At 32.5% G+C, this 13,920-nt stretch carries 14 protein-coding genes and 1 pseudogene; 12 read left to right on the top strand and 3 right to left on the bottom strand.

Annotated features, from left to right (window positions below):
- Positions 1 to 121 (bottom strand): annotated as a pseudogene (locus DFQ10_RS18805) (IS110 family transposase); the annotation flags it as partial.
- 420 nt (positions 122 to 541) lie between these two features.
- Here DFQ10_RS18805 and DFQ10_RS11135 point away from each other — a divergent pair.
- The 12 genes from DFQ10_RS11135 to DFQ10_RS11085 all read left to right on the top strand — a co-directional run bounded on the left by DFQ10_RS11135 (position 542) and on the right by DFQ10_RS11085 (position 11,535).
- Entirely contained in the window at positions 542 to 1,132 is a 591-nt protein-coding gene (locus DFQ10_RS11135; RefSeq protein ID WP_147299212.1) for a hypothetical protein, read from the top strand.
- Positions 1,133 to 1,281: 149 nt separating this feature from the next.
- Positions 1,282 to 2,022, top strand: coding sequence for a T9SS type A sorting domain-containing protein (locus DFQ10_RS11130; RefSeq protein ID WP_115817489.1), 741 nt, complete (start codon positions 1,282 to 1,284; stop codon positions 2,020 to 2,022).
- A 174-nt stretch (positions 2,023 to 2,196) separates the two neighbouring features.
- Positions 2,197 to 2,823, top strand: coding sequence for a hypothetical protein (locus DFQ10_RS11125; protein ID WP_115817488.1), 627 nt, complete (start codon positions 2,197 to 2,199; stop codon positions 2,821 to 2,823).
- A 111-nt stretch (positions 2,824 to 2,934) separates the two neighbouring features.
- A complete protein-coding gene (locus tag DFQ10_RS11120; RefSeq protein WP_245940693.1) occupies positions 2,935 to 3,603 on the top strand; it encodes an HAD family hydrolase in 669 nt (222 codons plus the stop codon).
- A gap of 193 nt (positions 3,604 to 3,796) precedes the next feature.
- Entirely contained in the window at positions 3,797 to 5,605 is a 1,809-nt protein-coding gene (locus DFQ10_RS11115) for a DUF885 domain-containing protein (RefSeq protein WP_115817487.1), read from the top strand.
- Positions 5,606 to 5,861: 256 nt separating this feature from the next.
- Entirely contained in the window at positions 5,862 to 6,404 is a 543-nt protein-coding gene (locus tag DFQ10_RS11110; protein ID WP_115817486.1) for a hypothetical protein, read from the top strand.
- A gap of 141 nt (positions 6,405 to 6,545) precedes the next feature.
- Positions 6,546 to 6,671 carry a hypothetical protein gene (locus DFQ10_RS18760; protein ID WP_262510805.1) on the top strand — a complete coding sequence of 42 codons (126 nt, stop codon included), beginning with the start codon at positions 6,546 to 6,548 and terminating at the stop codon, positions 6,669 to 6,671.
- A 408-nt stretch (positions 6,672 to 7,079) separates the two neighbouring features.
- Positions 7,080 to 7,628, top strand: a complete 549-nt coding sequence (locus tag DFQ10_RS11105; RefSeq protein WP_115817485.1) for a hypothetical protein — start codon at positions 7,080 to 7,082, stop codon at positions 7,626 to 7,628.
- Positions 7,615 to 8,547: an RluA family pseudouridine synthase gene (locus tag DFQ10_RS11100; RefSeq protein ID WP_115817484.1), complete on the top strand. Its 933-nt coding sequence runs from the start codon at positions 7,615 to 7,617 to the stop codon at positions 8,545 to 8,547. The genes DFQ10_RS11105 and DFQ10_RS11100 overlap by 14 nt, the downstream gene beginning before the upstream one ends.
- 365 nt (positions 8,548 to 8,912) lie before the next feature.
- A complete protein-coding gene (locus DFQ10_RS11095; RefSeq protein ID WP_115817483.1) occupies positions 8,913 to 9,659 on the top strand; it encodes a class I SAM-dependent methyltransferase in 747 nt (248 codons plus the stop codon).
- A gap of 83 nt (positions 9,660 to 9,742) precedes the next feature.
- Complete coding sequence (locus tag DFQ10_RS11090) at positions 9,743 to 10,150, top strand: hypothetical protein (protein WP_115817482.1); 408 nt, start codon at positions 9,743 to 9,745, stop codon at positions 10,148 to 10,150.
- Positions 10,151 to 10,248: 98 nt separating this feature from the next.
- On the top strand, positions 10,249 to 11,535 hold the full coding sequence (locus tag DFQ10_RS11085; protein WP_115817481.1) for an APC family permease: 1,287 nt from the start codon (positions 10,249 to 10,251) through the stop codon (positions 11,533 to 11,535).
- Here DFQ10_RS11085 and DFQ10_RS11080 read toward each other — a convergent pair.
- Together DFQ10_RS11080 and DFQ10_RS11075 are read right to left on the bottom strand one after the other, a co-directional pair.
- The gene (locus tag DFQ10_RS11080) at positions 11,532 to 12,218 is read right to left on the bottom strand and encodes a peptidoglycan DD-metalloendopeptidase family protein (RefSeq protein ID WP_115817480.1); all 687 of its coding nucleotides are present in this window, start codon (positions 12,216 to 12,218) and stop codon (positions 11,532 to 11,534) included. The two genes, DFQ10_RS11085 and DFQ10_RS11080, sit on opposite strands and share 4 nt — an antisense overlap.
- A 109-nt stretch (positions 12,219 to 12,327) precedes the next feature.
- A complete protein-coding gene (locus tag DFQ10_RS11075; protein ID WP_147299211.1) occupies positions 12,328 to 13,881 on the bottom strand; it encodes a hypothetical protein in 1,554 nt (517 codons plus the stop codon).
- Between the last annotated feature and the right edge of the window lie 39 nt (positions 13,882 to 13,920).

The following is a 13,920-nucleotide window of genomic DNA, read 5'->3' as shown; positions in this document are numbered from 1 at the left end:
TCGTGAACTTTTTAAAGCCAAGTTCATTATTTTTAAACTGATAGTAATTACCATCAGAGTCCATGACATCAAACACCAAATGGCTAATGTCAATTCCAAAATATTTAATATCTTTATTCATAAGAAAATGTTTTTTTGAAAGGACAATCTACGCGAGTTTCAACGACTTAAAATCGAGGTCTTAAAGCCTCATAGAACTGTACGAAATCTGTGTAGAAAAGAGAGGGGATTTTCAATGTTGACGAAGTCTAAAGCTTCTGCGTGTATATTAACCTTACTCCTCTCTTTTGTCTTTTCTGATTTATCCTTAAATTTAATGAATTGTAAACTTAAGACGTGTATAATTAATTGCTTCCTTCTAGCCTACTTACGAACATTCCTGCGGAATATTCTATCTGTGATTTATTTGCTAACTTAGTTCCTTAAATCACGCAACTAACCATACACAATCACGTTACCTACAATTATGAAAAACATTCCGTTACTGATTTTAACATTGATTTTAATTGCAAGTTGTAATTCAAAAAAAAATTCATTGGAATTGGAAAAACTGAATGAAAAACTGACCGAAAAAGAAAAGCAAATTTCGGATTTACAAACACAAATCGAGAATTTAGAAAACAAACAAACTTCGGACTATTATCTTTTTGTAGAGACTTCAGACTCTGAAATAAATGTTGCGGAAAAATTAAAAAGTGGAGAACGGAAATTAATTGACAAAAAGGATTTTAAAGATACTTTAGATATATCCGACAATTTTTTCGTTTATAAACACACTTCTGAAATCACTCAAACGTCTGAATCGGATTTTGAATCAGTCCTTCGTGATTTTGACCAAGTTAAATCGGAATATGGAAATGACTTTTTTGTGAGAGTAATGACCTTTTATAATGGACAAAGTTTACCTCTGGAAACCGAAAATTCTAAAACTGATATTCATATCTTAATTCAACCGACTGAATTGGGTTATGAAAATAAAACGTTCGTGATTTCTGACTTTTATGATGTTGACATAAAAACGCTCGAAAAGAAAGAGAATAGTGTTGAACTGACTTTTGAACACGGAACATTTCCGAGAAAAAGAGAATTAATAATAATAAAACCTGAATTAGTAAAATTTGGATATAAATAACTGTAGGTAACAATGTATATAATTTATTGCTAGTTCGAGCCTACTTACGAAAATCCTCGCGGATTTTCTATTCGGTTTTTATTTTCTAAATTACGTGCTAAACCACGCAACAAACCATATACAAACACGTTAGCAAAAATATAATCAAAATGAGAATTAGAATATTAATAATTTTAATAGGAATGTCATTAAATAGTGTAGCTCAAGAACAAATGTTATTCGATGATTTATGGATATTAGAAGATTTAGTAATTGACAACAATAGTTATTTACCACCAAATAACGAAGAAATCACTTATGTAACTTTAGACTTTGATTCCTATGTTCATGAATCCATACAATACATTAATTTGTTTGGCTCAACTTGTGAAACAATTGGAGGTTTAATTGAATTCAACAATAGCAGCAGTAATTTTTCATTCACTGACGGCCCTTATGAAACACTAGGTGGAGGATGTATGCAATCACAAAATGCAATATATGAAGGTCTATACTTTGGTTTTTTTTATGACAACTACAATAATGGAAATATATTTAACTACTCTATAGTCATCAACACTGATAATAGTAAAACTTTAACTGTAACTTCTTTTAATGGTGATCAAGCCATTTATGGTTCGCAAACCTTATCAATTAATGAAAATGAAGGTGTAGAAATTTCTCTTTTCTACAATGCTAAAAATAAGTCAATTGAAATTGCTTCTGAAAACCAACTAGATCGTGTCTCTATTAGAATTTTTAATACTCTAGGCAAACAAGTTTTTCACTTGAATAAGAATAATAAAGAAAAGGTAATTATTAATCTTCAAGAATTTGCTGATGGAATATATTTTGTGACATTACAAAATGAAATAAATCAAGTCATAAGAAAGAGGATAATAAAGTACTGAAATAAAAATTTAGTTAAAATACTTTTGCTAACAACGTGTATAATTAATTGCTGGGTCTAGCCTACTTAAGAAAATCCTCGCAAATTTTCTATTCGGTTTGTATTTACTAAATTAACTGCTTAAAGCAAAACATTAACCTTACTCAAAACCATCTTAGCACATTAAACACAATCTATGAAAAATACAATTACAATAGTATTACTGCTTTTATGCAATGGTTTAACATTTGCACAGGACAATGCAAAAAAGAAATTGGAGACAAAGTCCATGTTCGAAGTTCAAGTTGATTCTAAAACATATGAATTAGAGGAAGGCAACGAACTAGATATTGATGGTGAGTTGAAAAACCCAAAAATATCAATTAAACTGCTCGGTTATAAGAAATTTAATGCTGGGAATCTTTCATTTGAATATCCTAGTAACTTTAGTTTTGAAGTTGAAAAAAGTGAAGCTTATAGAAACTGGACATTAGATGGAAATAATTATGTAATAATGATTTTTGACATTGATGGAGCATCGCAAGTAAAAGATTTCATTGATAATATGATAATTCAGTTTGGGAAAGAAAACTGCAAAACAAAAGATATTCAATCTCAACTTGGCGAAAAAATGTTAAGCGGAATTCAGTTGAATGTAGAATTGGTTGGACAAAAATTAAGTATTGAATTTTATAAATATAGTACAGGAGAAAATAATTCTAAATATATAGCATTTCAAGACTCTCTTGAGGAAGACGGATCAGCAACCGTTGAAGGTAAAATGACATTTGAAATGATTAATACTAGTATCCAATATAAATAACGTATAACAACACCATCGATAATTCATTGCAAATTCTACGTTACTCACAAGAATCTAGATCATTTTAAACTCTGAAATTAATGATTAAATTCACCATCTAAAAAGATGGTAATGGGTAAAAAAGATAAAAACATAAAGTTTAAAGCAGTCATTTTTGATTTAGACGGCACACTGGTTAATTCACTTCAGGATATAGCGGATGCCATGAATACGGTTCTTAAAAGTTACAATTACCCGACGCATAGCTATGAAAAACATCAAAGTTTTATTGGTAGTGGTATTAGAAGTCTCGTAAGTAAATCGCTGCCATTAGCCCATAATGACGAGCAACAAGTTGAGCGTTGTTTGCATGCGATGATTGAAGTATATCGAGATAATTGCACTAATAAAACAACACCATACGATGGCATTATTGAATTACTCGACAATTTGGTTTCTCGCGATATAAAGCTAAGTGTATTATCTAATAAAGCTGATGAATTGACTAAGAAAATCACACATGCGTTATTCCCTAACTATTTTGATCCTGTAATTGGTTTAACTTCTGAATTGCTTAAAAAACCAAATCCTTTTACAGTTATAGAAATCGCTAAAAACTTAGGCATTAAAGCTGAAGAAATAATTTACGTAGGAGATACTGGCATTGATATGCAAACTGCAACTAATGCAAATATGTATGCTGTAGGTGTATTATGGGGTTATAGACCAAAAGAAGAATTAGTTGCAAATGGTGCTCAATATATATTAAGTCATCCATTAGATATAATGAAACTTATATAACCTAAGATTATTTGGCTTAAAGACTATAAAAATAAAGTTAGTGACATGCTAGCTCAATTTCAGATGGTCATAATCCATTAATTTTAGAGAAACACTTGGCTTTTTAAAATGCCAACAAAAAGCACTTTTTACAACTTAAAATACTATATTTAAGCCACATAGACAATTACCACCAACCTAAAACCAATAAAAAATGAAAAAATTACTCATTGCTTGTTTAACCATGAGCTTCATCTTAGTCTCGTGCAAAGAGGAAGCTAAAAAAGAAATTACAGCGACTGAAAATTCAGAATTTGCAACAATGTTAGAGGGTTATAGTGAAGGCAAATTAAAACTGAATCCTATTGAAGCCACGTTTATTGGAGATTCTCGTTTTGATGCTTCGTTTCCTAATTTTCTATCTGATGCATACCGTACCGATTTTCAAAATTTTTATACGTCTTACGCATCACAATTAAAAGATTTTAATGATGCCAATCTCACAGAAAGTGAACAGATGAGTAAAGCGATAATGGCATGGGATTGCGAAATGGCATTGGCACAATCTAGTTTTAAAAACGATCTTTACATGCCAATCAACCAAATGTGGTCTGCCAATTTATTAATGACACAATGGGCTTCTGGTACTAGTGCACAACCGTTTAAAACCGTTAAAAATTACGACGATTGGTTAAAACGATTACAAAGCTACAACGTTTGGTTACAAACAGCAGAAAAACGCATGAAAGAAGGCAGCGCTGAAGGTTATGTTTTACCAAAATCGCTCATCATAAAAGTGATTCCGCAGTTTGATGCACTAACCACAGTAAATACCTCAGCGGAAGGTATTACTGACCTTTCTGAGCATTTATTCTATGCACCTGTACTTGCTATGCCAGATAGTTTTTCGGAAGAAGATAAAGAGCGATTAACCGAAGCGTATTCTAAAGTATTAATGGACGAGCTTCTACCCTCTTTTAAATCTATGGCCTTCTACTTACAGTCTAATTATTTAGATGCAGGTAGAACAAGTAGCGGTATTTTAGATGTACCAAATGGCAAAGCGTATTATGACGATGCGATTAAATTTTTTACGACGACAAATATGACGGCTGACGAGATTCATGAACTAGGTTTAAAAGAAGTCGCTAGAATTTTAGCAGAAATGGAAAAAGTAAAAGCAGAAGTGGGTTTTAAAGGAGACCTAAAATCTTTTTTTAATGCGGTTAGAACCAATAAAGCTTTGATGCCTTTTAAGACACCAGAAGAGGTGATTGCCAATTTTAATGCCATTCACAACACCATGAAACCCAAATTAAATAAACTTTTTGCGAATAAGCCAAAAGCCGATTTTATAGTAAAACAAACCGAAAAATTTAGAGAGGCTTCTGCAAGCGCACAATATAATCCTGGAGCAGCAGATGGCTCAAGACCTGGTGTTTTTTATGTACCCATTATAGATGCTGCGACTTACAATGTGTTTTCTGATGAAGCATTATTTTTACACGAAGCCATACCAGGACACCATTATCAAATTTCTTTAACGATAGAAAACGAAGATTTACCACAATTTAGAAAGTCGTTATGGTATAGTGCTTACGGTGAAGGTTGGGCACTTTATACGGAAAGCTTAGGAAAAGAATTAGGCTTATACACAGATCCGTACCAATATTTTGGCATGCTAGGCATGGAAATGCACAGAGCGATTAGACTAGTGGTAGATACAGGCATCCATGCCAAAGGCTGGACTAGAGAAGAAGCCATTCAATATTCATTAGATAATGAAGCAGAATCTGAAGCGAGTATTACCTCTGAAATTGAACGTTACATGGCCATGCCAGGCCAAGCCTTATCATACAAAATAGGACAATTAAAAATAAGAGAACTGAGAGCTAAAGCTGAACAAGAACTGGGTGATGCTTTTGATATCCGTGAGTTTCATGCGCAAGTACTTGAAACTGGCTGTATTCCGCTTGCACTTTTAGAAAAGAAAATTGATGCATGGATTGCTAAAACCAAATAGACAATTTAGAAAAATTTAGTCCTTGTTTCTGGCTGTGAGATTCAACATAAGTGGCGTAATGAGATGTAATGTCATTAAATTACGCTACCTTATTGCATCACTTACATTAATAAGCCATGAATATATTCTATAATTCTGAAAAGAAAAAAATAACAGGTTTAACGCTAGCCATTATCTTATTTGGTTTACTTGCTCTTACTTGGTTATTAAAATAGAATAAGAACTCAAACGAATAAAAAAGGAGTTTTAAATAGCAATGAAACAGCTTATCACTTTAGTAATCTTAATCTTCGGCTTCACCAACTGTAACCATCAAGATAAAAAAGAAGGGACAAACATCTCTAAAGAAAACGGCATCACCTGCCATACAAAAGCTTGCCAAGGAACTTACCAAGGTAAAGAATTTATAAACGGAGACGACATTGCACATCAATTTTCTAATACCATGTCTGCGGCTGTTGGAGACCAACTAAAAGCACTTTTTAAATCTGGCGACTACAGTAAAGTAGATTTTAAAAATATTACGATGCGTACAGAAGGTATGGGTTCTGGTCATGTTAGTTATACGTTATCTATTCCTTTTATAACTGTGAGTCAAAAATGTGAGGCTTACACGTCTTTTGATCATGTTGGTGGCTGGAATCATACTCCTGCCCTTTCGCAACGTAAAGCGCAACTTAAAGATGTACTGATGCAAGGCCATCATTTAGACATTAGCGATTTAAAAACCACACCTGAAGGTTTACAAGAATATTGGATACAGTGGAAGCATAAAGTTGTTCAGGCAGATTGTGAGTAAGCGTAATTTTCGTTTTTGAAGGTTCTCGTTACAATTCCGATGAAAAAAATCGGAATCACTCAAACTGACGTTAGTGGTTTTCAATTAAATTACTTTTACTAACTTGGCTCTAATCATTTGTCTTAATAAATCATTAGTAAAATGTATATCGCAACTTTAGTAGTCATTTTCATAGTCATTGTTGGCTTTTGCTATTACAATAGACATTTACTAGATTTTAATGATAATACTCCAGGACCTGATGAAGGAGATTTATTTGATGATTAAATTAAGGAAATAAACTAAAAAAATCCGGACACGTTGTATCAGGATTCTTTTATAGGAAATTCAATTTGGGAATGCTATTTCCATGTATGTGTTACAATACAATTAATGTTTCTTTTTAGAGATCTGCAAGGATTTACTTTATGTTTCATTAATCGAGGATGATGTTATATCCTTTACTATTAAGACACAGATATTTTAAAAAAGTCACAAGCTACAGACGTTTTATATCTGTCTAATCCCGAAAATGACTTCGAATGAAATTCCTTTTTTATGGCTTTTGCTCTTCGGCTATAGTCCACATAGATCTTGAGATGCTTTCAAGATAAAATATTGTAAAAATGACGCATCAATTTTTTTAGTCTATATTTACTTTTAATACCTACTTATTAATTTGACAATAAAACGATTATGAAACCCAGACGACCTTATCTTATGGCACTTTTATTTGCCCTTATTTTTAGTTCATGTTCTCCAGAAGACAACACGAGTACCACACCAGAAGATCCGAATGAATTTATATTTAATGGTGTTAGCTACCCTTTAGTATCTGCTATAATTACCGACGAGAATACAACGACGAATGCACCAAGTGATATAGGAATTAGTTTGTTTAATAAAACAAGTTCAGAAATAACTGGCAATGAAGATTTAGACACTGTTGCTTTTGTCTATTTTGATATCCATACAGGAAGTTTAGAAAACACAACCTATGATACCATTGAGGATTATGATATTTCAATTAATGGTTCTTTTGTAGATAGTGAATTTAATCCTGGTACCATCCTTCTATCTGACAACGACCCAGATGCTGACGTCTTTGCACAATCTGGCTCTGTAACTATTACTAATTTCACCGCATATAATATTGTTTTTACGTTTACTTTTACTAGAACTGATGGACAAGTAATTACTGGACGTTATGATGGTAATTATTTAGCGCCAAATGGCATCAATTAAACGTGAAATTAAAGACACTATCAACCTAACCGAAACACATATTGTACCTAGTTTACCGCACCCAATTCGATTACAAGAATATGGTGTTGGTCTTTTTAAGTCTGCATTAACAAAATCAGCATTAAAGAAAGCACTAAAGAAAAACTACATAACAGTTAATGAGCGCATAGCGACTTCGGCAACTCTCATAAATGGAGGTGAACACATCACCATTTCTATTCCGAAAGATATAAACCCAACTCACACACTCATTTTTCCGCTCACAGTGTTGTTTGAAGATGATTATTTAGCAGCACTACATAAACCTGCTGGTATTTTGGTGAGTGGTAATACGTTTAAAACCATGGCTAATGCTTTAGCCCAGAACATAAAGCGAAGTACACGTTATGATGCTGCAAGACCTCAGCCTGTGCATCGCTTAGATTTTGCAACTACGGGAATTTTATTAGCGGGAAAAACAAGCTCAAGCATTAGAGCTTTAAACCAACTTTTTGAAGCTAAAACCATTCATAAAACCTACTATGCTGTTACTATTGGAGATATGGAAGCAGAAGGTACAATTACGTCTAACATTGATGATAAACCGTCACAATCTCATTATAAAGTCTTAGAATCTGTAGCTTCTAAAAGATTTGACACATTGAATTTAGTACGATTAAAACCATTGACAGGCAGACGACATCAGTTGCGCAAACACCTTTATAGCATTAACCATCCCATACTTGGAGATAAAGACTATGGTATTACAAATTTAATTTTGAAAGGCAAAGGCTTGTACTTACACGCTTATTCTTTAAGTTTTAATCATCCTTTTACAAATGAAACAATACATTTAAAAGATGATTTCCCTAAACGCTTTAAAAAATTGTTTCCTTCTAAAATAGCAGAAATTATGGCTAATAATACTAGCCATCTTTAATTGGATAAAACGTAATTAATTTCCTTTTCTATTCCCATTAGTTCATTTGCTTTTAACTCTTCTTGGAAACTTATAAGCCATTAGGTAAAACCACATGGTCTATTTTAATACACTTTATAAATATACTTATATTACAAAAAAACATAAAAACTAGGTATACAGAGAGTTACCCATTTAAAGATTAGCATTCTTTAATTACGACAAAATGCAAAAAAAAGAGTTGAACACAACAAAAACCCACCTCAAACACTGATTGTTAATAACTTACAATTAACTAAATTTTTTTAATGTTTAATATTACCTATTTTTAAAAAGCTATAAATCAACTAATTGACATGTGTCAATAATAAAAATGGGGAAAACAAATGACAGCCAACGTACAAAACTTAAACGCTGAGCGCTATTCAAATGAAGTATTTGAATTATGGGCCAACCAACAAAATCTGAATAAATCTGAGGATTATTTATTAAAAAAATACATCACTGACACTTCTAAACATGTATTAGAAGCCGGAACAGGAGGCGGAAGACTTTCTTTTTATATTGAAGAAAAAGGATTTAATAATATTTCTGCATTTGATGTGGTACCTAATATGATAGCGCACGCCAAAAAACGAGCGAGCACCAATGACTCTAATATTAATTTTAGTATCTCTGATGCTGCTGTTTTAGAAAATTATGAAAGTAATTCCTTTGACTATTTAGTGTATCTGCAACAAGTACTGTGCTTTATAGATAAAAAAGATTTGTTTACTAATGCACTAAAGGAAGCTTATCGTGTTGCTAAAAAGGATGCTATTGTTATGTTTTCGTTTTTAGATTATGAATCTAAAATATATAATCCTGCTTTAAGTTCTTTCGTTAATGTATTAAGAAAACTGCGAAGCGAAGAACAGTCTAGTCGTCATCTTCCTTGGCTAAAAATAAATAATGACATTAATTGGAAACTGTTTCATAAAAACCAGCCTAAAACCTATTGGGTTAAACGTGCAGAAATAACGTCGTTACTAGAAGACATTGGTTTTTCTATTGAAGAAGTTAAAAATGCCAATCAGTTTTCAAAAAATACAGGTAAACGCAAAGGTATTCTTTATGTGGTGTGTAAAAAATAGCATAACACAACTAAAAACGTAAAATCAGATTGGTTTTTAACATTTTTTATTACCTTAAACCCTCTAACTAATCAAGTCGGTTTATGAAAAACGTTTTAGCAACCATAATTGGGTTTATTGTCGCATCTCTAACTGTTTACATTTTTGAATCATTTATAGGACATAATTTATTTCCATTACCAGAAGGTGCAAACCCTATGGATATGGAATGGATAACAAACAATATGGATAAAATCCCTATGGGTTCTAAAATATTTGTTGTTATTGGTCATTTTGCAGGTATTATAGCTGGTATGTTTGTTGCTGCTAAAATTTCTAAACAAAGCATGATCCCTTCTTATATTGTAGGTATACTTATGCTAGCAGCAACCATCTTCAATATTATTATGCTACCAAAAGAATTATGGTTTTCACTTTCTGATGGATTGTTAGCTATAGCTGGTTTCTTAATCGGAAAAACGCTGGCCCAAAAACAAATTCAGAAAACTTAGTTAAGCAATTTTATCATTGACGGATTGTAATAATTATTATAATGCTCAATCAAAGCACTATAAATAAATAAGGATAAACGCACAAACTAAGTAACTAAGTGGCAGACAAAATAAGTTTAAGGGATGCAATTTCAATTGGTATTGGAGGCATGGTTGGTGGAGGTATCTTCGCTGTACTTGGTTTAGCCGTTTCCATAGCACATGGAGGAACTCCAATCGCTTTTTTATTTGCAGGTCTATTGGCATTAATTACATCGTATAGTTATGTAAAACTATCCCTAAAATATCCTGACAGAGGCGGAACTGTTAAATTTATCAATCAAGGCTTTGGTGTTTCAATTTTTAGTGGAGCCATTAATAATTTACTTTGGGTAAGTTATATCATTATGCTCTCGTTGTACGCTTCTGCTTTTGGATCTTATGCACCTAACTTATTAGAACTAACACAAAACAAAACCATTGAATTTCATATTTATGCTAGTGCCATTATTATTCTGGCTACTGCGATAAATTACTACAGTATTACTATTGTTGGAAAAATAGAATCTTACGCAGTGATTATAAAACTGATTATTTTAATTGGTTTTATTGGAATTGGTGCTTATGGTCTTATTGGGAATCCCAATATGTCACAATTGGCAATTTCTAACTGGGAAACACCCGTACAACTATTTGCAGCAGGTATGGTGATTTTTGTGGCTTATGAAGGTTTTGAATTAATTGCCAACGCAGCTCCAGATATTGTAAATCCTAAAAAAAATATTCCACGTGCGTATTATTACTCCGTAATTTTTGTAATAATTCTATATATAATCATTGCCATTGTAACTGTAGGCTCACTTCCTTTTGATAAAATAGCAAAAGCCGAAGATTATGTTTTAGCAGAAGCGGCAAAACCCATGTTAGGAAAAATTGGATTTACCATCATTACCATTGCGGCTTTAATTTCTACATTTTCGGCCATTAATGCATCGTTGTATGGAGGCAGTCGTGTTAATTTTGAAATTGCCGAAGATGATGAATTACCACACCATTTTACCTCTAGACTTTGGAATCAACCTATAGGATTGCTCATAACTGCAATAGCGACGTTAGTTTTAGTGAATGTATTAGATTTAGAAAGCATATCAACAGCCGGAAGCGTTGGCTTTATACTCATATTTGGCATTGTTAATTGGGTGGGTTTTAAAACCGCTAAAGACACAAATAGTAATAAGGCAATTCCGTTAGCTGGCAGTCTACTTTGCGCTTTAGCTTTAGTGATATTAATTAATCAGCAGTACCACTCTAACTTAACTGGAGTTATTGTTTCAGTGGTTATTATTAGTTTATGTTTTATAGCTGAATGGATTTTTAAAACTTATGAAAAGAGAAGAAACAACTAATATAACTTTAAAAGCAAATTAGGATCAGGACAGTTTTCTTTGTAAAATGCTAAATTGAGCTGATTGCTCACTCCTGGATAATCACCTTTATATTCTTGAATATCCTTTATAATTTGAAAGTGTAAATGAGGTGGATAATCTCCATTAACCTCAGCCGTTCCCAACGTTGCTATGTACTCTCCTTTCTTTACTTCTACTCCAACTTCTAAATCTTGAATGGCAGCCAAACTTAAATGTCCATACAAGGTATAAAATTCAACCCCTTCAATGTGATGTTTTAAAATAATCGTTGGTCCATAATCACCATGATTAGTATTGTTTTTAAAACTGTGAATTGTACCTGCTAAAGGTGCGTAAATTGGTGTATTGGCTTCCGTCCAAATGTCTAATCCTAAGTGAATATTACGTTCAGTTTCTGGATTTGATTGATTAAAATAATCACTACGTTGATAAATGCTACGATGCTCTAAATAACCTCCATAGACCACTTTAGCATTTTTAGTTTTCATATAATCCCAAATAAATGTTTCTAAGTCATCTGAAGAAGACACATTAATGGCTTTTAAGTTAGAATTATGAATTGATAAATCGAGAGGTGAATAATCGCTGTTAAGAATTGAACGATTTATTAAAGGCTCTGCAATGCGTGATTTTAGAAATTTCTCGAAAGTTGAAAGAGACATGAAATGAAAATTTCCATAAAAATAGGAAAACTATATTATGGAAAACAGGAAGTAAAAAATAAATCTCATCAGTGATATTGAGTGATAATCACAATGAAAAGGTATTGTATTAATTTATAATCACATTACTAAATTTAGCATTGACCACAATATTTCGATTAGAATTTTGACCATCAGGATAATTACGAAGCGTTTTCTGTTCAGTTACTTTGTTATTATATTTTGATCGATTGCCTTTAAAGTACAATGAATAATCCACATCTTTTGGCAAGTTAATTAAGGCATCACTATTTTCTAACACCATGTTAAGATTCTTAAACGTAGCGCTTAAATTAGAAATGGTTAAATCACCAAAACTACCATCAATAATAGCGGTATCATTTAAATTGCCTATTGTAATATTAGACGATTTAGAATTCAGCACTAAATTTTGAACCGTTTTAATCTGAGCTTTGTCTACAAAATTCAAATTCAAAGTCCCTAAATTCCACGTATTCACCATAACTGGTGAATAAGACACATTAATGGAAGTATCACTTCCATCAATGTGTTCTGCTACTAAAAATGAATGTGAAATATCACCTTTCATATTGTGTATTACAGAAGATATTTTTAATTCACCATGTCTAATATTGGTCTTTAGTTTAGCCTTTTTAGGTATTTTAATTTTAATCACTTTTTTTACTTTGCTATGGTTTCCTGATTCTAATCGCTTCACCAAAATAGACGATCTTCTATCCGCTAAATATTCGTGTCGTTTTGCAAGTTCTTCTTGACGTTTCTCCATAGACTCACCCCTTCTCTCCATAGCTTCTGCACGCTCTTCCATTTGTCTCTCTAAATTCTCACCCCAAACTTCCATTTTTTCTTCCCATTCTTTACCAAATTTTGCACCAAATTCCTCACCCCATTTTTCCATATCCTTACCATACTTTTCTCCAAATCTCTCACCCCATTTTTCAATATCTTTTGCCCATTTTCCGTCAAAACGCTTCGCATAATCTTCACCCCATTTTTTCATTTTATCTTGGTAACCAGACTCCCCAAACTTTCTTGCCCATTCTTCCATTCGTTTTTGAAATTCTTTACCTCCTTTTTTTTCATATTTCTTACTCCATTCTGTTAAATATTTCTCACCGAGATCTTGGTAACGCTCGTAGTCAAATTCAATGGTTGTAACTCCTTTTGGTAATTCTGGTAATTTAGGCATAATTGGCATTTCAGGAAGCTCTGGTAAGGTAGGAAAATTGGCCAGATTCGGCATATCTGATAGCACCATTATCTCTGGCATTTCTGGTAACTCTATTAATTGATACTCCAAATCTTTTAATGCATTTGAGTATTCTGAATGAGGAAATAAACCCAAACTGCTTCCTCCTGTTGAAGAAATAACGACTTTATCACTAGAGCCTTCTATCTTTAGATTCCAGCTTTCTAAAGCTTGTTTTAACTCTTCTTGAGATAATTTTTCACCTTCAATATAGGCTTCAATTTCAACCACATCTTTGTTCCATGTGTCTATTTCGAGTTCTACATAACTGGTGTTTAAATCTACAACCACATCTTTATTGACTTTGATAGACTGTGATGTTTTAGTCATTTTTTTCTGTGCATAACCAAAAGTGGTTAATAGACACAACACTAAAATTCTGATTTTGTTCATAACGTTTAATTTAAATGTTCGTTTTTTGATTGATTGATT

This window comes from Winogradskyella eximia, from assembly GCF_003386165.1.
Classification (GTDB): domain Bacteria; phylum Bacteroidota; class Bacteroidia; order Flavobacteriales; family Flavobacteriaceae; genus Winogradskyella; species Winogradskyella eximia.
Note: the sequence above shows the minus strand (reverse complement) of the source record. Positions and strands in the feature narration are given on the sequence as shown.

Coding starts and splice junctions, on each gene's coding strand:
- DFQ10_RS11105 (WP_115817485.1), top strand. CDS start 7,080: ATGAAACCCAGACGACCTTATCTTATGGCACTTTTATTTGCCCTTATT.
- DFQ10_RS11120 (WP_245940693.1), top strand. CDS start 2,935: ATGGGTAAAAAAGATAAAAACATAAAGTTTAAAGCAGTCATTTTTGAT.
- DFQ10_RS11110 (WP_115817486.1), top strand. CDS start 5,862: ATGAAACAGCTTATCACTTTAGTAATCTTAATCTTCGGCTTCACCAAC.
- DFQ10_RS11080 (WP_115817480.1), bottom strand. CDS start 12,218: ATGTCTCTTTCAACTTTCGAGAAATTTCTAAAATCACGCATTGCAGAG.
- DFQ10_RS11100 (WP_115817484.1), top strand. CDS start 7,615: ATGGCATCAATTAAACGTGAAATTAAAGACACTATCAACCTAACCGAA.
- DFQ10_RS11095 (WP_115817483.1), top strand. CDS start 8,913: ATGACAGCCAACGTACAAAACTTAAACGCTGAGCGCTATTCAAATGAA.
- DFQ10_RS18760 (WP_262510805.1), top strand. CDS start 6,546: ATGTATATCGCAACTTTAGTAGTCATTTTCATAGTCATTGTTGGCTTT.
- DFQ10_RS11125 (WP_115817488.1), top strand. CDS start 2,197: ATGAAAAATACAATTACAATAGTATTACTGCTTTTATGCAATGGTTTA.
- DFQ10_RS11115 (WP_115817487.1), top strand. CDS start 3,797: ATGAAAAAATTACTCATTGCTTGTTTAACCATGAGCTTCATCTTAGTC.
- DFQ10_RS11090 (WP_115817482.1), top strand. CDS start 9,743: ATGAAAAACGTTTTAGCAACCATAATTGGGTTTATTGTCGCATCTCTA.
- DFQ10_RS11075 (WP_147299211.1), bottom strand. CDS start 13,881: ATGAACAAAATCAGAATTTTAGTGTTGTGTCTATTAACCACTTTTGGT.
- DFQ10_RS11130 (WP_115817489.1), top strand. CDS start 1,282: ATGAGAATTAGAATATTAATAATTTTAATAGGAATGTCATTAAATAGT.